The sequence below is a fragment of the Aeromicrobium erythreum genome, from assembly GCF_001509405.1.
Taxonomy (GTDB): domain Bacteria; phylum Actinomycetota; class Actinomycetes; order Propionibacteriales; family Nocardioidaceae; genus Aeromicrobium; species Aeromicrobium erythreum.
In genome coordinates this window covers 2078481-2097774 of sequence record NZ_CP011502.1, presented here as the reverse complement: position 1 = coordinate 2097774, position 19294 = coordinate 2078481, and the positions used below count along the sequence as shown (strand labels likewise).

Sequence of the window (19294 nt, the reverse complement as noted above, 5' to 3'; positions counted from 1 at the left end):
CGCCCTGCGGACGACATCCCACCCTGACGGAGCATCTCCCGTGACCGACCTCTACAGCCTCCTGCCGATCGTCCTGCTGCTCGTGATCTTCTACCTGCTGGTCATGCGACCGGCGCGGGCGCGGCAGAAGGACTACCAGAACACCCAGGCCGCCCTCGAGCCCGGCCGTCGTGTCATGCTCGCCAGCGGCATCTACGGCGAGCTCGTCTCCCTCGGCGACGTCGAGGCAGAGCTGCGCATCGCCCCGGACACCGTGATCACCGTCAACCGCCAGGCCGTCGCGAAGGTCGCCGACCCGAGCCCGACCCCCGAACCCGAGAGCCCGAACGACTGATGGCCAGACCTGCGCCCCGACCCGGGACCCCGCGTCCTCGTCGCACCCTCCTGCTGTTCCTCGCGCTGGTCGTGGCGCTCTACGGCCTGCTCGTCGGCGTCGACCTGAAGCACGACGACGGCGCCGTCTGGAAGCCGCGTCTCGGCCTCGACCTGCAGGGCGGCACCCGCATCACCCTGCAGGCCGAGGCCTCCTCGGGCGACGTGACGCCGGAGAAGCTGCGCGAGGCGCGCGACATCATCGACCAGCGCGTCAACGCCACGGGCGTGTCGGAGGCGGAGGTCACCACCCAGGGCGGCAACCAGGTCATCATCGAGATCCCTGGTGAGCGCCGCGGCAACATCGTCGACCAGGTCGGCAAGACCGCCCAGCTGCGCTTCCGGCTCGTGTGGGCCGCGGCCCAGGGCGCCACCGGCCAGCCGCTCGACGACGCCGCGCGCGCGAAGGCCGAGAAGGCCGTGGCCGACGTCGACTGGACGAAGCTCTCGCTCGACCAGATGATCGCCGCCGAGACCGACTCGCCGGCCACGCTGCCGAAGCAGTACTCCGACGGCGTCGCCGCGCTGCAGCAGCTGGCCGCCGGGTTCCAGTGCTCGCCGGACGGCAACCAGGTCGAGGACGTGCCGAGCCGGCCGCTCGTCACCTGCGACCCAACCAACGGGCAGGTCTTCGTCCTCAGTCCCTCGGTGATCGAGGGCTCGCAGGTCAAGAAGGCCGAGCAGGTCTACGACAGCCAGCGGTCTCAGTGGGTCGTCTCCATCGCCATGCGCGACGCCGGCTCCAAGGTCTTCGACGCCGTCACCACCGCGCTCACCCCGCAGCAGAAGAGCTTCGCGATCGTCCTCGACGGCGAGGTGCTCAGCGCGCCCACGTCGCAGGCGGTCATCCGCAACGGGCAGTCCCAGATCCAAGGCAGCTTCACCTCGACGTCGTCCAAGGCGCTCGCCAACCAGCTCACCTACGGCGCGCTGCCCCTGACCTTCAAGGTCAACGGCGTCTCCGTGGAGGGTCCGTCGCTCGCGGGCAGCCAGCTGCAGGCCGGGCTGCTCGCCGGCGGCGTCGGCCTCGTGCTCGTCATGGGCTACCTGCTGCTCTACTACCGGGGGCTCGGCCTCGTGGCAATCGGCTCGCTGCTCATGGCCGCCGCCGTCAGCTACGCCATGGTCCTGCTGCTCGGGCAGTCGCTCGGCTTCACGCTGACGCTGCCCGGCATCGCCGGCCTGATCGTCGCGATCGGCATCACCGCCGACTCCTTCATCGTCCTCTTCGAACGCATCCGTGACGAGGTGCGCGACGGCAAGTCGTTGCGCCTGGCGGTCGAGTCGGGGTGGGACCGCGCCCGGCGCACCATCCTGGCGGCCGACGGCGTCTCGCTGCTCGCCGCGGTGATCCTGTTCATCTTCGCGATCGGCGTGGTGCGCGGGTTCGCGTTCGCGCTCGGCCTGACGACGATCATCGACGTCATCGTCGTGTTCCTGTTCACCAAGCCGCTGATGTCGCTGCTCGCCAGCACGACGTTCTTCGGCAAGGGGCACAAGCTCTCCGGCTTCGACGCCGCCCACCTCGGCATCGGTGAGCGTGCCGTCGACCAGTCCGGCCCCGCCCGGGCCCGCACGGGAGGACGCGCCTGATGGGACGTCTCAGCAGCTTCGGCCAGCACCTCTACACCGGCCGCGTCTCGGTCGACTTCGTCGGCCGCCGCCGGCTCTGGTACGCGATCTCCGTCGTGATCCTCCTGGCCTCCACGCTCGGCTTCGTCGTGCAGGGCTTCAACCTGGGCATCGAGTTCAAGGGCGGTGTCGAGCTCACCGCCAAGGTGCAGCAGGCCGACACCGCGACCGCCGACCGGCTCACGCGCGCCATCGACGAGGCCGGTGTCCCGGAGGCGGGTGACCCGATCGTCACCACGTCGGGACAGGACACGATCCGCATCGACGTGCGTGCCCTGACGCAGGACCAGACCGCCACGCTCGAGAAGGCGCTCACCGACGCCGGCGCGACCGAGGTGAGCCAGAACCTCATCGGCCCGTCGTGGGGCAAGCAGGTGGCCAGCAAGGCCCTCACCGGCCTGCTCGTGTTCCTCGTGGTCGTCGTCGTGTTCATCGCCGCCTACTTCCGCGACTGGCGGATGTCGCTCGCGGCCGTCGTCGCGCTCGCGCACGACGTGCTCATCACCGCCGGTGTGTACGCGTGGTCGGGCTTCGAGGTGACGCCCGCGACCGTCACGGGCTTCCTGACCATCCTCGGCTACTCGCTCTACGACACCGTCGTCGTCTACGACAAGGTGCGCGAGAACACGCACGGGGTGCTGGCCTCGAACCGCCGCACGTACGCCGAGCAGGCCAACCTGGCGGTCAACCAGACCCTCGTGCGGTCCATCAACACCTCGGTCACGGCCCTGCTGCCGGTGCTCGCGCTGCTCGTGGTCGGCGTGGGCGTGCTCGGGTCGGGCCCGCTCAAGGACCTCGCCCTGGCCCTCTTCATCGGCATGGCGGCCGGCACCTACTCCTCGATCTGCATCGCGACGCCGCTCGCGGTCCAGCTCCGCGAGCGCGACCCCGCCGTCAAGGCGCACACGAAGCGGGTGCTCGCGCGACGGGCCAAGGACGCCCAGGTCGCGGCCGAGCAGGCGGCTGCCGACGACGCCGATCCGGTGGCGGCGGGGGAGCAGGGCGCCGCTGTCCGCGGCCCCGGCGAGCGTCGCCAGCCGTCCCGTCCGCCGCGTTCGGCGCGCAAGGGCGGCACCGGGTCCAGCGGACGGTGACGGTGTGGGGCCGTGGGCCGGCCGAGGATCGGCATGACATGCTTGCGGGCATGAAGAAGCTTGCCCTCGCCGGCGCCCTGCTCGCCGCCACCACCACCCTGACCGCCTGCGGATCCGGCAGCAGCGCCTACTGCTCCGACCTGAAGTCCGCCACGAAGCAGTTCGACTCGCTCGAGAGCAACGACCTCGGCAAGATCGACGAGGCGTTCAAGACGTTCCACAAGCTCGCCGACGAGGCCCCCTCCGACATCGAGAGCGACTGGAAGGTGCTCGACGACGGCATCACCTCCGTCGAGAAGGCGCTCGACGACGCCGGCCTCAAGATGTCCGACCTCGCGAAGGTCCAGTCGGGCAACCTGCCCGAGGGCGTCGACATGACGAAGCTGCAGGGTCTGGCCTCGGAGTTCCAGAAGCTGGGCGACGAGAAGTTCACCAAGGCGTCCGACGCGATCGAGAAGCACGCCAAGGACGAGTGCGACGTCGACCTGAAGACGTCCTGACCTCCGTGGACGCCGCTACGGCGATCGACGCCTGCGTCCGGCCGGTCGAGGACTGGCCGGTGCAGGGCGTCACCTTCCGCGACGTCACGCCGCTGCTCGCCGCCCCGGACGCGTTCGGGGCGGTGACGGCCGCGCTCGCCGACGCCGTCCGTGAGCTGCGCCCCGACGCCGTGGTCGGTGTCGAGGCGCGTGGCTTCATCTTCGGCGCGCCCCTGGCGCTCGAGCTCGGCGTCGGCTTCGTGCCGGTGCGCAAGGAGGGCAAGCTGCCCGCCGACACGCACCGCGCCACCTACGCGCTCGAGTACGGCGAGGCGACCGTGGAGATCCACACCGACGCGCTGGCGCCCGGCGCCCGCGTCGTCGTGGTCGACGACGTCCTGGCCACCGGCGGCACGCTGCGCGCGGCCGCCGAGCTGGTGCAGACCTGCGGGGCCCAGGTCGTGGGCAACGCCGTGGTCCTGGAGATCGGGGCGCTCGCAGGCCGCGAGCGGCTCGCGGACGTCCCGCTCGTGAGCCTGCGCCGCTACTGAGGACCGGAGACCGTGAACCCTCGACACACCCGCACCATCGCCCTCGTGCTCGTCGCCATCCTGGTGCTGACGGCGGCCGCCACCCTGCTGGACGTGCTCCTCTGACACGCCGCTTCGGTGGTGGCCGCCCCTGGCCTACGATGGAAGGCACGACAGGAGCAGTGAGTGGCTGATCGCATCGAGACACCGCAGGCCGGAGCCCCCGAGGTGGCGCCGGCGACCGAGCCTGCCCGCGTCGACCCCGCCCCGGCGGGCGCCCGGGTGCGCAGCCGGCTGGCGCGCATCGGCGGCCGCTCGACGCCGCAGAACCCGGTGCTCGACCCGCTGCTCGCCGTGTACCGCGAGAACCACCCGAAGGCCGACGTCGACGTCATCCGCAAGGCGTACGAGATCGCCGAGCGCATGCACGAGGGTCAGAAGCGCAAGAGCGGCGACCCCTACATCACCCACCCTCTCGCCGTCGCGACGATCCTCGCCGAGCTGGGCATGACCGGTCCGACGCTGTGCGCCGCGCTCCTGCACGACACCGTCGAGGACACCCCCTACACGCTCGACGCGGTCAGCACCGACTTCGGCGAGGAGGTGGCGCTGCTCGTCGACGGCGTCACCAAGCTCGACAAGGTCAAGTACGGCGACTCCGCGCAGTCGGAGACCATCCGCAAGATGGTCGTCGCGATGAGCCGCGACATCCGCGTGCTCGTCATCAAGCTCGCCGACCGGCTGCACAACATGCGCACGCTGCGCTACCTGCGCCAGGACAAGCAGGAGCGCATCGCCCGCGAGACGGTCGAGATCTTCGCGCCGCTCGCGCACCGGCTCGGCATGAACACGATCAAGTGGGAGCTCGAGGACCTCGCGTTCTCCACGCTGCACCCGAAGGTCTACGACGAGATCGTCCGCCTCGTGGCCGACCGTGCGCCGTCGCGCGGGCAGTTCCTGGAGCGGGTCATCGGCGAGGTCGAGTCCGACCTGCGGCACGCGAAGATCAAGGCGACGGTCAGTGGCCGGCCCAAGCACTACTACTCGATCTACCAGAAGATGCTGGTCCGCGAGCGCGAGTTCACCGACATCTTCGACCTCGTCGGCGTGCGGATCCTGGTCGACTCCGTGGCCGACTGCTATGGCGTGCTGGGTGTGCTCCACGCGCGGTGGAACCCGATCCCCGGTCGGTTCAAGGACTACATCTCGGTCCCGAAGTTCAACATGTACCAGTCGCTGCACACGACCGTGATCGGTCCGCAGGGCAAGCCGGTCGAGCTGCAGATCCGTACGCACGCCATGCACCGTCGCGCCGAGTACGGTGTCGCGGCGCACTGGAAGTACAAGGAGAACGGCAGCGCGCGTCCGGCCACCGGCAAGAACGCCTCGCCGGGCAGTGACGACATGGCCTGGCTGCGCGAGCTGGTCCAGTGGCAGTCCGAGACCGAGGACTCCGTCGACTTCCTCGACAACCTGCGCTTCGAGATGAACAGCGCGGGCGTGTACGCCTACACGCCGCGCGGCGACGTCATCCAGCTGCCCGCCCAGGCCACCCCGGTCGACTTCGCCTACGCGGTGCACACCGAGGTGGGCCACGCGTGCATCGGCGCCCGCGTGAACGGACGGCTCGTCTCGCTGGAGTCGGAGCTGAAGACGGGCGACGTCGTCGAGGTCTTCACGTCCAAGTCGCCTGACGCCGGGCCCAGCCGCGACTGGCTGGAGTTCGTCAAGAGCCCGCGCGCGCGCAACAAGATCCGTCAGTGGTTCACCAAGGAGCGGCGCGAGGAGGCGATCGAGCACGGCCGCGACCTCATCGCGAAGCAGATGCGCAAGGAGAACCTGCCGCTGCACCGCATCTTCAAGCACGACACGCTCGACGCGATCGCCAAGGACCTCAACCTTCCCGACGTCTCGGCGCTGTACGCCGCCGTGGGGGAGAACAACGTCGGTGCGCAGAACGTCGTCGAGCGGGTCATCGCCCTGTCCGGCGGCCGCGACGGTGCGGAGGAGGACCTCGCCGAGGCGACCGTCATCCCGGGCAGCGGCTCGCGCCGTCCGCGCGGCGACGGCCAGGCGGGTGTGCTCGTCGTGGGCGTCTCCGGCGACCTCATGGTCAAGCTCGCCCGCTGCTGCACGCCGGTGCCGGGCGACGACATCGAGGGGTTCGTCACCCGAGGCTCGGGCGTCTCGGTGCACCGCAAGGACTGCGTGAACCTGCAGTCGCTGCGCTCGCAGCCCGAGCGTCTGGTCCCCGTGCAGTGGGCCCCCACGGCGCACAGCACCTTCCTCGTCGCCATCCAGGTCGAGGCGCTCGACCGGCCGCGCCTGCTCAGCGACATCACCCGGATCATCTCCGACCAGCACGTCAACATCCTGTCGGCGGCGCTGACCACCGGGCGCGACCGAGTCGCGAAGAGCAAGTTCAGCTTCGAGATGGGCGACCCGAAGCACCTCGACCACGTGCTCGCGGCCGTGCGGCACATCGAGGGCGTCTTCGACGTCTACCGCGTCACCCAGTGACGCTGCCCTGACGACGGGGTCCTGGCCGCCAGCCCAGGACCCCACCGTCAGGACACCCGTCGTCTCGTCAGGTCGGGATCACCTTGAACAGGAAGCGCCGGCGCACCATCAGCCAGATCAGCCCGAGCTCGACGGTGTGCACGACGGCGCCCTGCCACGGGCTGGTGCGGTCGAGGCCGGGGATGTTGGCGACGGCCACGACGAAGAAGACGTGCACGATGAACACGTAGAGGCTGGCCGCGCCGATCGGCATGTAGAACCAGCCGAACACGCGGTTCAGCGGCTTCCACGCGGCCGTGAGCAGCGCGTAGGCGACGACCAGCACGAGCAGCAGGTCGATGAGCCGCCCCGGCTGCAGGTAGATGCGCTGGTAGAGGTTCTCGTACAGCCAGTCGTAGCGCACGATCCCGAGGAACGGCGCGCCCTGCGTCGCCCACAACGTCGTGAGCACCACCGCGTACCCCACGACGAGAGTCGTGACGACCGCGACGCCGCGCCGGCTCGTCAGCGCCCGGGTGATCGGGCGGCGGTAGTAGCCGATCACGAGTCCGTGCAGGAAGGGCAGCTGCCAGCTGAGCAGCGGGAACACGGCGTCGAACTGCGAGGGCAGGACGGACGCCTTGGTGACGGCCTCGATCCCGTAGAGGGTCCAGGAGATGACCAGGACGAGCCACCACAGTCGTCGACGCAGCAGCCACATGAGGGCCGGCACCAGGGCCGAGAGCACGACGAACAGCCCCATGATGTTGAAGACCCAGGGGCCCATCTCCAGGAGCAGCAGCCCTCGCACGGCGTACCAGGGAGGCGGGTAGGCGAGCAGCTGCGGGAAGTTCGCGTAGAGGTCGTACACCTGGCCCGCCGCGGCCCCGCCGCCCGTGCCCGTGCCGCGGTCGGTGAACGTGGTGACGACCGTGGCGCTGATGCCCGGCACCAGTCCGATGAGGTAGACGAGCACGACGACGCCCAGGGCCGTCAGGTACTGCTTGCGCACACGGGCCCAGGCTGCCGCCGACGCGGCCCGCTCGCCGACGCGCTCGACGGCCCGCGGGTAGACCATCCCGAGCACGAGTCCGGACAGCAGCACGAACATCTCGGCCCCGGTGATGGCCCCGATCGCGTTGCGGCTGAGGAACGAGTACGGGCCGGCCAGCTCGGTGTGGACGACGACCACCGTCACCATCACCCAGCCGCGCAGGAAGTCGACCCGGCCGTCGCGCAGCCCGCCGTCGTCGGGGTAGCGCCACGACGGTGCGACACGACGCACCAGGCCCGAGCCGACGAAGAGCAGGGCGGCGAGCACGACGCAGCCGACGATCCAGGCCATGGGGTCGCCGTCGGCCGGGTCGGCCTGCCGGTACTCGGCCGTCGACTCGTTCGCGACGTCCTGGTCGACCACCCGGGTGACGGCGCCGGTCGTCGCCCCGGTGCGCAGTACCGCCTCGAACGGTCGGGCGAGCTCGGGTCGCGACGTCACCCGCCAGTCGGTCTCGCGACCGTCGGCCTCGTCCTCGCGCCGACGTTGCTCGAGCCAGGTGACGAGGTCGAGGCGGGGGTAGGCGGACCGGACGGCGGGGGAGAAGACCTGGTCCCACCAGGCCGACTTCACGGCGAGCTCGTCGACGTCGCCGCGGTCGTACCAGGCCGCTGCGGTCTCCAGCGACATCGAGCGTCCGTCGCGGGCGAAGCGGTCGTAGAACGGACGACGTCGGGTGTCGTCGTCGTAGCCGTAGCGCTCCTGCAGACGGGCGACGAGCTCGTCGGGGGCGGGGACGGAGTCGGTGCCGAACGGCTGGGCCCGGCCGAACCGGAACATGACCAGCCCGACCCGGTCGACGACGTCGGCGCCGGGCCAGTACGGACCGTACGGGTCGTCGGCCTCGGTGACCCGACCGTCGTCGTCGGTGTCGAGCTGCCCCACGGGCCGCGGCGCGGAGCCGGGGATGGAGCCATAGGCCCGACCGAAGGGGTAGCCGGCGCCGTACACCGGGACCCAGGCCATCTCGACGGCGTCGGTCCGCGACGCGATCCCTCGGGCAGCCTCGCGGAACGCTGCCTTGTACGCCTCGGGCTGCTGCCCCCACGCGGTCCACGTGCCGTTCATCTCCGGCGCGAACCGGACGACGAAGTCGGTGTCGAGCTGCTCGTGGAGGGTCTGCAGCTGCTCGCCGACCGCGCGAGCGTCAGCCGCGGTCAGCTGGTCCAGCGGGACCCGCGGCTCGAGGGTGAGCTGCGCGATCGCCCCGTGCGCGGCGGTCTGCTGCACGAACTGGCGCAGGAACAGGCGGTCGTCACGGTCGAGCGGATAACGCACCTTCTGGGCGTAGACCGACGGCGAGACGCCGAGCCGGTCGGCGTAGTCGTCGGCAGAGTCACGGGTCCAGTCGAGCATGGGCCCCACGTAGGGACCGTCCGTCGGCGTCGGCACCACGTCGGCGGCCTGGGCGGGTGCTCCGCCCAGGAGGGGGAGGAGCCCGACGAGCGCCGTGAGGAGCAGACGCCGCAGGATCACCCGCTCCTCCGGCAGGTCACCGTCCACCGGTTGATGTCGCCCTCGCGCTCGTAGGCCAGGGCGTCGACGGCGGCGATCGTCAGGGCGAGCCCGCGACCGTCCTCGGCGTCCGGCGGGGGCATCGTCACGTCGCTCAGGTCGAGCCCCACCGGACGGCCGTCGTCGGCGAACCGCGCCTCGACCAGCCCGGGGGACACGTCGAGCCGGATGGTCACCTGGCGCAGGGGAGGGCCGGGGTGGTGGCGGACGCTGTGCTCCACGATGTTGGCGAAGATCTCGACGAGCGCCATCTCGAACCGCACCCGGTCGGTCGTCGACACCGACGGGACGCTCTCCCAGAGCTGGGCGATCTCGTCCTGCAGCGTGTCGACCTGCTCGGGGACGGCCTCCAGCACCAGGTCGACGCTGTGCATGTCGGCCATCAGAACGCCTCCGCGACCGAGGCACGCGGTCGGAGCACGCGGTCGAGGTTGGTGAGCGACAGGACGGTCGTCACCTGCTCGGTCGGTCGGGCGAGCCGCAGGTCGCCGCCGGCCTGGCGGCACCGCTTGAGACCGGCGATGAGCGCACCCAGGCCGGAGGAGTCGAGGAACGTCGTCTCGCCCAGGTCGACGACGACCTTGGACGTCCCCCCGTCGACGAGGCCGGTGATGGCCTCGGTCAGCTGGCGGGTGACGACCATCGTGAGCCGGCCGACCGGGGTGACGACCCCGATCCCGCGCTCGGTGTGGGCGACGTGGATGTCGGTCATGCGGGGGTCCTCTCCTCGACCGATGCGCTGCCGCGGTACCGCGCGGCCCGGATGATGATGCTCAGGATGACGAGGTCGAACACGACCCACACCACGTTCAGTGCCGTACCCAGCGGCTGGGCCTGACCCACGGCGAGGCGGATGCCGCCGATGACGAGAGCCGCGACGAGCAGGCCCATGGCGATCAGCTGCGGCCTGATGAGGTCCCAGCGGGGACGTCCCTCGGTGGGCGTGACGACCTTCGGCGTCACGGCGAAGTCGAGCGCGCGGCCGCGGAACACGTTGCCGAAGGCCGACGTGAACGCCTTGATCCAGACCGGGAACAGCGCGAGCGAGTACTGCTGGCCGCGCCAGGTCTTCACCCCGCGCCCCACCACGAAGAACAAGAGCTGGTTCACGACCAGGAACGGCACGAGGCGGATGAAGAAGTCGCTGCTCAGGGCCTGCACGGGCAGCACGCCGAGGATCAGGTAGACCACCGGTGCGCCGATGTAGACGATGGCGGCGAAGCCGGACAGGTAGCTCCACATCGTCGCGAAGTACATGAGGCGCTGCGGCCACGACAGCCCCCGCTGCACGAGCGGGTTCTCGCGGAACATCACCTGGACCGTGCCCTGGGCCCAGCGCAGTCGCTGCGTGAGCATCGAGGCCATGTCCTCGGGCGCGAGACCGTGGGCGAGGACCTCGTGGTGGTAGGCCGTGCGCCACCCCATGCCGTGCAGGCGCATCGCGGTGGCCATGTCCTCGGTGACCGAGATGGTCGCCAGCGGCATGACGGGCTGCGCCTCGTCGAGTCGCGACACGTCGACCGCGTCGACGAGTCGTCGCACGCTGCTGAGCGCCCCGGCCGCCGACCAGTCACGCTCCAGCGTCGCGGCGAGCACCTCGACGTCGACCGCGTCCAGGCCGTCCGTCGACAGCCCGTCCTCGAGGGCGGCGATGGCGGCGACGTCGTCGGCGAGCAGCCGCGCGTCGGAGCGGGCCACCTCGCGCTCGGCGTCGCGCAGACGCAGGCCGAACCGGAACGTCACGTCGGCGACGGCCTCGCCGCGGTCGAGCGCGCCCAGCGCGCGTCGGGCGTCGTAGTCGATGCTGTCGAGCAGGGTGCGCAGGGAGGCGTCGGACTCCTCGATGCCCGACCGCGCGCGGCCGACGATCTTTCGGGCCGTGCGCAGGGCGGTGCGGACGCTGCGCTCGAGCTCGTCGGCGTAGCGCGAGACGCCGAGCTGCATGAGCGCCTCGCGGCGGATGACCGCGTTCGAGCCGCAGAAGAACGCGGCGTTCCAGCCGTCCTTGCCCTGCTGGATGGGCCCGTAGAAGAGCGGCGCCTGGCTGCCGAGCACGTCGGCGTCGTCGACGTTGACGAAGTACTGCGGCGTCTGGACGAGCGCCATGCGCGGGTCGTCGAAGTAGCCGAGGACACGGTCGAGGATGTCGGGGGTCGGTACCTGGTCGGCGTCGAGGATGAGGATGAACTCACCCTCCGTGGCCATGAGCGCGTTGTTGATGTTGCCGGCCTTGGCGTGCCGGGGACGGTCGACCCAGTCGGCCGTGCGGTGCAGGCAGCCGATGCCGTGCTGCTCCGCCCAGGCGGCGAGCTCCGGGCGGTTGCCGTCGTCCAGGATCCACGTCTGGTGCGGGTGACGGATCTCGGCGGCCGCCAGGGCGGTGCGCTGCACGAGGTCGAGCGGCTCGTTGTAGGTGGTGATGAAGACGTCGACGGTGGCGTCGGGCGGTGCGTCCGGCGGGGCGGGACGTCGCTTCGAGCGCCACATGGTCATGCCGAACAGCAGCGAGTCGATGACGCTGTACGTCTCGGCGATCACCAACGGCACGGCGATCCACCAGGCCGGCCAGTTGACGGAGAAGAACCAGCGCCAGAGGACGTAGTTGACCCCGAGGACGGCCGTGAGGACGACCAGGAGCCGGACCTGCCAGAGCGGTGAGCTCACTCCGCCGCGTCCTTGCGCACCGCCAGCACCGTCACGTCGTCGCGCACGGGCACGGCGAGGGCGAGCCGCTCGACCTCGCGCACGAGCCGGTGGGGCGAACCCGTGGCGGCCACCAGGCGGCTCACGGCGGCCGAGGGCACCTCGATGTCGGGGACGACGTCGAGCAGACCGTCGCTGAAGCACACGAACGTGTCGCCCGCGGCGAGCTCGACGCGCTGCTCGTGCCAGTCGGACGTCGCGTCGACACCGAGCGGCAGGTCGTCGGACCCGAGGGTCGTGGTGCTCCCGTCGTGGTGGACGACCACGGAGAGCCCGTGGCCGGCGTCGACGAACGACAGGACGCCGGTGTGCGGGTCGGCCCAGCCGAGGAAGACGGTGACGAACGCCTCGGCGGCCTCCAGGTCGTCCTGGACGACGTCGCGAGCGCGCTCGAGCACACCGCCCAGGTGGCCGCGCGTGGCCGGGTCGGTCTCGGCGAAGCGGCGCATCTCCGCCCGGATGACGGTCCGAACCGCCGACATGAGGATGGCGGCGGCGGTGCCCTTGCCCATGACGTCGGCGACGAGCACGTAGTGCCCGCCCTCGAGCTCGCGGTGGTCGAAGGCGTCGCCCGCGACGAGCCCGGTGGCGACGCAGGTGGCGGCGAACGTGTAGCCCGGCACGGGAGGGACGCCGCGGGGGAGCAGGGCCTGCTGCACCGACGTGGCGTGCTCGCGGTCGGAGCTGAGGTGCACCTCGTCCTGCACGCAGGTCGCGAGCTGCTCGAGCATCGTGAGGTCGTGGTCGCCGAACTCGCGGGGGCTCGTGTCGTACAGGCAGAGCGTCCCGATCGTCGTGCCGTGCTGGTCGCGGATCGGGTGACCGGCGTAGAAGCGGACCCCGAAGGCGGTGACGGTGGGCAGTGAGGCGAACGTCGGGTCCTCCACGGCGTCGGTGACGACGAGGGGCGCGTCGTGCTCGCGGGTGGTCTCGCAGAACGTGTCGCTCGTCCTGACCTCGGTGACCCCGTCGATGCCGGCGGTCGACTTCAGGAAGGACCGCTCGTGGTCGAAGAGGTTGATGCTCGACATCGGCACGCCCCAGATGGTGCGAGCCAGCTGCGTGAACCGGTCGAACCGCTCCTCGCGGGGAGTGTCGAGGAGCCCGGTCGCCTCGACCGCGCGGTCGGGATCGGTTGTCGTGGTGGGCGTCGCGCGGTCCGCGGTCAACGTCCGCGTCCCGCCCTCCCCGAGAGCATCGTCCATACGATTTATCTAACCGGAGGTTGGCCGACCCTGCCACCGAATCAGCCGCATGGCGGTGGGGTGGAAGGTGGGGGCCGGCTTCTCGTCCGTCCTGTTCGTTGTGATCGTCCTGCGGCTGCGTCGGTGCAGCTCCTCGCTCGGACGGGCCTGCGTCGGTGCGGCTTCGACTCGTCCTGCGCTCCGCAAGGGCCTCGACCGGGCGGCTGGCAGCGGCGCTGGTCTGGGGTCTCGGGCTGCGGCTCGGTGCTGGGGCGGGCGCACGATTCTGCGTTCTTGCCCCCTGGGCGGTGGGTCTGCCACCGAATCGCAGTCGGCGGTGGATCTGCCACCTTCTGAGCGCTGTACAGGTGGTGGATCCACCGCTGAGCGGGTCAGAGGCGGAAGTGCTTCTCCCTTCTCGTGGACCGTGCCACGAGAAGGGAGAAGCGCTGGCCACCCGACCCCACAGTGCACCCACAATTCTTCATCCACGCGCTCAAGGTCGAACGCTTCTGCGTCGGTGACGGGATCCCGTAGCAAACGCAGCATCCTCGGCCTTTCGCACACGGACGCAGAATCCGGCGTCCACCCCGAGCGCAACCCGCAGCCCGAGACCCCAGACCAGCGCCGCTGCCACCCGCCCGGTCGAGGCCCTTTCGGAGACCACCCCCAGCACCAGCCGAGGCAGCGCAGCATCACGACGAGACCCCCTGCGGCAGCGCACCGGCAAGCCCAGACCCCGCTGCGGCAGCGCACCAGCAGGAGGAGACCTCCTGCGGCCGCGCACCACCAAGCCACGCCAAGACCCCCTCCTGCGCCACGTGCAGGTCACCGGCGCGACACCCGGTGGTCAGACGGGTGAGGGAGGGTCGTGGCATGAGCTCGGGGGAGATCGATCGCCGTACCGTCGTCCGCGCTGCTGCGCTCGCCGCTGCCACTTCCGGTGGGGTGCTGCTGGGGGGTGGGCCGGCGTCAGCGCGGGGTGTGCCGGCTCTCGTGCGGCGGGGCAGGCCCGAGCTGACGCACGGGGTGCAGGCCGGTGACGTGCACGCGGGGCAGGCCACGCTGTGGGGGCGGGCCGACCGGCCGGCGCGACTCGTCGCGGAGATCTCGCGCGACCCCTCCTTCCGGCGCGCCGTGACCGTCCCTGGTCCGCGCGTCACGCCCGACACCGACCTCACCGGGCAGTGGACGGTGCGAGGGCTCCCGCCCGGGACCGACGTGCACTACCGGCTGCGGGCCGTCGACCTGCACGACCCGCGCCGCTCGGGACGTCCCGTCTCCGGCCGGCTCCGGACGCTCGGCGGACGGCGGCGCGACGTCCGCTTCCTGTGGTCCGGCGACGTCGCCGGACAGGGCTGGGGCGTCAACCCCGACGTGGGCGGCTTCCGCATCGCCGACGCGATGGCCCGCCGCGACGCCGACTTCTTCCTCTGCAGCGGCGACACCGTGTACGCCGACGGTCCCGTGCAGGCGTCCGTGCCGTTGTCGGACGGCCGGACGTGGACGAACCTCGTCACGGAGGAGAAGTCGAAGGTCGCCGAGACCCTCGCCGAGTACCGAGGCCAGTACCGCTACAACCTGGAGGCGGAGAACTGGCGCGCATTCCTGGCGAGCACCGCGCAGGTGACGCAGTGGGACGACCACGAGGTCACCAACAACTGGTACCCCGGCGAGGTCCTCGACGACGCGCGGTACACCGAGCGTCGCGTCGACGTGCTGGCGGCGCGGGCGCGGCGCGCGTTCCACGACTACGTGCCCGTCGCCGAGATCTCGCCCGACCGGGTCGGCCGGGTCTACCGCGTCCTGCACCAAGGACCGCTGCTCGACGTCTTCGTCCTCGACATGCGCACCCACAAGGACCCGAACACGGCCAATGACGAGACCTCGGGCGACGGAGGGGTGCTCGGCGCCGAGCAGACCCGCTGGCTGCTGCGTGAGCTGCGCGCCTCCCGCGCCACGTGGAAGGTCATCGCGGCGGACCTGCCGATCGGGCTGGTCGTGCCCGACGGCAGCAGCGCGCAGGAGGGTCTGGCCCAGGGCGACGCCGGGGCGCCGCGCGGTCGCGAGATCGACATCGCGCAGGTCCTCACGGCGCTGCAGGACGCCGGCATCCGCAACCACGTGTGGCTCACGGCCGACGTGCACTACACGGCGGCGCACCACTACTCGCCCGACCGGGCCGCCTACCAGCGTTTCGACCCGTTCTGGGAGTTCGTGTCCGGCCCGTTGAACGCCGGTGCCTTCGGACCGAACCGGCTCGACGCGACGTTCGGTCCGCGCGCGGAGTTCGTCGCCGCCCCGCCGACGCCCAACACCGGACCAGCGGACGGGTTCCAGTTCTTCGGCGAGGTCGAGATCGACGCCGTCACGCAGGCGCTGACCGTCACGCTGCGCGACGTCGAGGGACGGGCGCTCTACACCCGCACGCTCGCACCGCAGCGCCGCTGACCCGGTCGGCGCGCCGCGCGGCTTGGGCCCGCTCCGGGCCTCAGCGCGGGACGCGACGAGCGAGCGAGGTGAGGGTCAGGTCCTGGTAGGCGACCCGCGTGCCCCGTACCCGCACGGAGAGCTGCTTGCCGCGCAGGGCCCTCGTGACGAGCAGGGTGCGGTCGTCCGCGCGACGCAGGGCCTTCCCGTCCGCGTACCACTGGACGGCCGTGTAGGTGCTGCGCGGCGTCCAGGTGCCGAGCGACACCGACGCGCGCGTGCCGACGCGCAGGGAACCCCGCACGACGGGGCGAGGCGCCGAGAACACGCCGGCGCCGACGCGGACGCCCGCCGCGGTCCGGTCGATCGGGACGTAGCGGTCTCGGTCGGCCCGCAGTCGGACTGACAGGCGCGCGTGCAGGTCGTCCCGACCGAGGCGGAAGGTCTGCCCCGTCGCGCCCCGCACCGGCTCCCCGTCGAGGTACCACTGCACGCCATGCGTGGTCGGCTCCGGCGAGATCGCGTCGTAGGCGACCCGCGCGGTCCCGCCGACCCGCACGGATCCGACGACCCGCGGCACGCCGCCCTCGAACGCGGCGTCGTAGCGACCCTCGCGGGTGACGGTCACGGTCGCGCGCTCCGCCTGCTCGCCGAAGACGACGGTGAGCCGGCCGCTGCGCAGCGTCGTCCCGGGCCCGAAGGCCCCGTCCCACGACGGCGACCCGTCGTCGGCGGGTGCGGCGCGCGGCACGAGGTTGAGCAGTCCCTGCTCGGTGGACGTGACGGTGACGCCGGTCGTCCAGCGGACGCGGTGGCTGCGTCGCTCGCCGCCGTAGGGTGCGTCGGCGTCCAGACCGGTCCGGTCGCGGTAGTCGAACCACAGCCGGTGGCCGGTGCTCGCGTCGCGGACCGCGAGCCCGCGCAGGCCGCTGGCGGCGCCACGCGAGGCGAGCTCGAAGGTACGGGTCTCGTCGAGGTCGTCGTCACCGTCGAAGACGGCCACCTCGCCGGCCTGGAGCACGCCCAGCGCCGAGCGGACGACGGAGTCGAGCGCGCCGGGCTCGCTCCCGAGCGACGCGGCGCCGGTGCCGGTGCCGCCATAGGGGTTCGCCGCGACCTGCACGACCCGACCGTCGTCGTCGAGGATGCGGGCGTGCACGGTCGGGACGCGAGCCACCCTGCCGACCAGGGGGTGCAGCGTCGGTCGCACCGCGTCGCGTCCGAGAGATAGGCCGATGGTGGCCGGGTCGTCTCCGCGGCGCTCGATCGTCCATGACGGGTCGTCACAGGGCGTCAGCGCCAGGACGCTCACGTCGGTGTCCGCGAGGTCGGTGCCGTCGAGCTGCGCGGCTGCCCACCGTCGGACGTCCTCCTCGGCGCAGGAGGTGGGGGCCTGCGAGGTCGTCACCGTACGACCGCGCCCGAAGACCCAGCCGGTCTCCGCACGCCACCGCGCGAGGACGCGGTCCACGTCGTCCAGCGCCGCTGACGTGCCGTTCGGGTAGGTGGTCGGGTCGTCGGCGTCGGCGACCACGACGGCCAGCACCGGCGCGGGCGTCGGGGGCGCCGCCTGGGCGCTCGAGGCCGTGACGGCCAGGACGCCCGTCACGAGGACGGCGGACAGGACCGTGACCGGGGCACGACGGCCTCGAGAGGGGTGCGGCACCGCGCCAGCCTAGGAGCGCGACGACGCTGGGGAGGCTGATGCGGTGAACACCAGCCGAACGGTCGGTGTCGGGACTCAGCCGAAGTCGGCGGCGGCCTTCTGCGCCATCGCCAGGAACGACTCGTTCGACTCCAGCTTCGCGCTGAGGTCCTTGACCTTGCGTGCGTCGCCGGCCGCCTCGGCCTTGGCGAGGGCCTCACGGGTCTCGTCGATCGCGCGCTGCAGCTTGCCGATCATGTCGTCGGCGCGGGCGGACTTCTCGGGGTCCGAACGCTTCCACTCCTGCTCACCGGCGGCCCGGACGGCCTGCTCGACCGTGCGCAGACGTCCCTCGAGCTCCTTGACCCGGCCGCGCGGCACCTTGCCCGCGGCCTCCCAGCGGTCGGCGATGTCGTTGAGCGCGCGACGTGCTTTGTCGAGGTCGGTGACGGGCAGCAGCGCCTCGGCCTCGACCAGGAGCTGCTCCTTCACGACCGCGTTGGCCGCGAACTCCTCGTCGAGCGCGGCGTTCGCGGCGTCACGGGCCTGGAAGAAGACGTCCTGCGCGGCGCGGAAGCGCTTCCAGAGCTTGTCCTCGACGTTGCGCGGCGCGGAGCCGGCGGCCTTCCAGCGGGTCATGAGGTCGCGGTAGGCGCCCGACGTCGGGCCCCACTCGGTGGAGGAGGAGAGCGCCTCGGCCTCGGCGATCAGCTTCTCCTTGACCTTCTGCGCGGCCTCGCGCTGGGTGTTCTGCTCGGCGAAGTGGGCCTTGCGCTTGCGCGTGTACGCGGTGCGCGCGGCGCTGAAGCGGTGCCAGAGCTGGTCGTCGGCCGACTTGCTGAGCCGGGGGAGCGCCTTCCACTCCTCGAGCAGCTCGCGCAGCCGGTCGGCGCCTGCACGCCAGTCCTGGCCGGCCGCGATCTTCTCGGCCTCCTCGACGATGCGCGTCTTCGCGACGGTCGCCTCGGCGACCTTGGCCTCACGCTCCGCCCGACGCTCCTCGCGCTGCTTCTCGATGGCGGGGGCCAGCGCGTCCAGCCGCGCCTCGAGGGAGGCGAGGTCGCCGATCGCGGCGGCGTCGGTCACCTCCCCGCGCACCTTCGCGACGGCCTTGGCGGCCTCGTCGGGCGACAGCGCACCCGAGGCGAGACGCTTCTCGAGGAGGTCGACCTCGGTCTCGAGGCCCTCGAAGCGTCGGACGTAGAAGGCGAGCCCCTCGGCGGGGTCCCCGACCTTCCACTCGCCGATCTCTCGTTCGGAGTCACCGGTCTTGACGAAGACCGTCCCCTCGGCGTCGACGCGGCCCCACGGGTGCTCGGCGGTGGTCATGGCGACAGTCTAGGAGGACGCCACCCCGACTCCGCCACCCCGCCGCCCGTCGGGACGCCTCGGCGGGGCGCCCGCCGTGGTCCGGGGGCCGCCACGCCCCGCGTACCCTGTGGGGCGTGCTGCTCACGTCCTTCCCCGCCGGCCCCCTGCAGGCCAACTGCTACGTGCTCGCCCGCGAGGCGGGTGCCGGGTGCGTCGTCGTCGACCCGGGCATGGACGCCCTCGACGGGGTCCGCCAGGTCGTCACCGAGCACGACCTGCGCGTCGAGGCCGTCCTCGTCACCCACGGTCACTTCGACCACCTCTGGAACGCACAGGACGTCGCACGCGAGTTCGACGCGCCGGTGTGGATCCACCCCGCCGACCGGCACCTGCTGAGCGACCCGATGGCGGCGATCTCCGGACCGTCCGCCGCGATGCTGCGCGCGCAGTTCGGCCTGCACGACCCGCCGGAGTTCGTCGAGCCCGCCGACGTGCGCGACGCCGTCGACGGTGCCGTGATCGAGGTCGACGGCCTGAGCCTCAGCGTCGACCACGTCCCCGGCCACACGCCCGGCACCGTCTACTACCGGGTCGACTGGGACGGCAGCGGCGTCTCCGAGGGGACGGTGTCGCAGGTGATGTTCTCCGGCGACTTCCTGTTCGCCGGCTCGATCGGTCGCACCGACCTGACCGGCGGCGACCACGACCAGATGCTGCAGAGCCTGCGCGAGAAGGTCCTGCCGCTGCGCGACGACGTCGTCGTCCTCCCCGGTCACGGCCCGCAGACGTCGATCGGGCGCGAGCGCGCCACCAACCCGTTCCTCGCCGAGCTGCAGGAGGGCTGAC

Annotated in this window: 15 protein-coding genes; 8 read left to right on the top strand and 7 right to left on the bottom strand. The window is 71.6% G+C overall.

From position 1 onward, the window contains the following. Positions 1-40: 40 nt before the first annotated feature. From yajC to Aeryth_RS09835, 6 genes are all read left to right on the top strand, one after another. Entirely contained in the window at positions 41-334 is a 294-nt protein-coding gene (gene yajC, locus Aeryth_RS09860) for a preprotein translocase subunit YajC (RefSeq protein ID WP_067857924.1), read from the top strand. Beyond that, on the top strand, positions 334-1965 hold the full coding sequence (gene secD / locus Aeryth_RS09855) for a protein translocase subunit SecD (protein ID WP_067857921.1): 1632 nt from the start codon (positions 334-336) through the stop codon (positions 1963-1965). The genes yajC and secD overlap by 1 nt, the downstream gene beginning before the upstream one ends. Further along, complete coding sequence (gene secF, locus Aeryth_RS09850; protein WP_067857917.1) at positions 1965-3098, top strand: protein translocase subunit SecF; 1134 nt, start codon at positions 1965-1967, stop codon at positions 3096-3098. The genes secD and secF overlap by 1 nt, the downstream gene beginning before the upstream one ends. A 50-nt stretch (positions 3099-3148) precedes the next feature. After that, positions 3149-3598: a hypothetical protein gene (locus Aeryth_RS09845; protein ID WP_067857914.1), complete on the top strand. Its 450-nt coding sequence runs from the start codon at positions 3149-3151 to the stop codon at positions 3596-3598. Between the two features lie 5 nt (positions 3599-3603). Then, positions 3604-4128 carry an adenine phosphoribosyltransferase gene (locus Aeryth_RS09840; RefSeq protein ID WP_202967657.1) on the top strand — a complete coding sequence of 175 codons (525 nt, stop codon included), beginning with the start codon at positions 3604-3606 and terminating at the stop codon, positions 4126-4128. 165 nt (positions 4129-4293) lie between these two features. Continuing rightward, complete coding sequence (locus tag Aeryth_RS09835; RefSeq protein ID WP_083516382.1) at positions 4294-6627, top strand: RelA/SpoT family protein; 2334 nt, start codon at positions 4294-4296, stop codon at positions 6625-6627. 67 nt (positions 6628-6694) lie between these two features. On the opposite strand, the gene opgC is transcribed toward Aeryth_RS09835, so the two are convergent. The 5 genes from opgC to Aeryth_RS09810 are packed head-to-tail and all read right to left on the bottom strand — an operon-like array spanning position 6695 to position 13083. Next, positions 6695-9163 (bottom strand): OpgC domain-containing protein, encoded by a 2469-nt coding sequence (gene opgC / locus Aeryth_RS09830; RefSeq protein WP_067857911.1) that lies wholly within the window; start codon positions 9161-9163, stop codon positions 6695-6697. Further along, complete coding sequence (locus Aeryth_RS09825; RefSeq protein WP_067857908.1) at positions 9133-9558, bottom strand: ATP-binding protein; 426 nt, start codon at positions 9556-9558, stop codon at positions 9133-9135. Before Aeryth_RS09825 ends, opgC begins: the two co-directional genes overlap by 31 nt. Continuing rightward, the gene (locus tag Aeryth_RS09820) at positions 9558-9887 is read right to left on the bottom strand and encodes an STAS domain-containing protein (RefSeq protein WP_067857905.1); all 330 of its coding nucleotides are present in this window, start codon (positions 9885-9887) and stop codon (positions 9558-9560) included. Before Aeryth_RS09820 ends, Aeryth_RS09825 begins: the two co-directional genes overlap by 1 nt. Next, positions 9884-11839, bottom strand: a complete 1956-nt coding sequence (locus Aeryth_RS09815) for a glycosyltransferase (protein WP_067857902.1) — start codon at positions 11837-11839, stop codon at positions 9884-9886. Before Aeryth_RS09815 ends, Aeryth_RS09820 begins: the two co-directional genes overlap by 4 nt. Next, positions 11836-13083 (bottom strand): PP2C family protein-serine/threonine phosphatase, encoded by a 1248-nt coding sequence (locus Aeryth_RS09810; protein ID WP_083516381.1) that lies wholly within the window; start codon positions 13081-13083, stop codon positions 11836-11838. Before Aeryth_RS09810 ends, Aeryth_RS09815 begins: the two co-directional genes overlap by 4 nt. A gap of 855 nt (positions 13084-13938) precedes the next feature. Between Aeryth_RS09810 and Aeryth_RS09805 the strand changes: the two genes are divergently transcribed. Continuing rightward, a complete protein-coding gene (locus Aeryth_RS09805; RefSeq protein WP_067857896.1) occupies positions 13939-15513 on the top strand; it encodes an alkaline phosphatase D family protein in 1575 nt (524 codons plus the stop codon). Between the two features lie 40 nt (positions 15514-15553). Here the strand turns inward: Aeryth_RS09805 and Aeryth_RS09800 are convergent, their stop codons facing one another. Beyond that, the gene (locus Aeryth_RS09800; protein ID WP_067857893.1) at positions 15554-17158 is read right to left on the bottom strand and encodes a hypothetical protein; all 1605 of its coding nucleotides are present in this window, start codon (positions 17156-17158) and stop codon (positions 15554-15556) included. Between the two features lie 75 nt (positions 17159-17233). Beyond that, the gene (locus Aeryth_RS09795) at positions 17234-18466 is read right to left on the bottom strand and encodes a DUF349 domain-containing protein (RefSeq protein WP_067857890.1); all 1233 of its coding nucleotides are present in this window, start codon (positions 18464-18466) and stop codon (positions 17234-17236) included. 116 nt (positions 18467-18582) lie between these two features. On the opposite strand from Aeryth_RS09795, the gene Aeryth_RS09790 reads away from it, so the two are divergent. After that, complete coding sequence (locus Aeryth_RS09790) at positions 18583-19293, top strand: MBL fold metallo-hydrolase (protein ID WP_067857887.1); 711 nt, start codon at positions 18583-18585, stop codon at positions 19291-19293. Position 19294 lies beyond the last annotated feature (1 nt).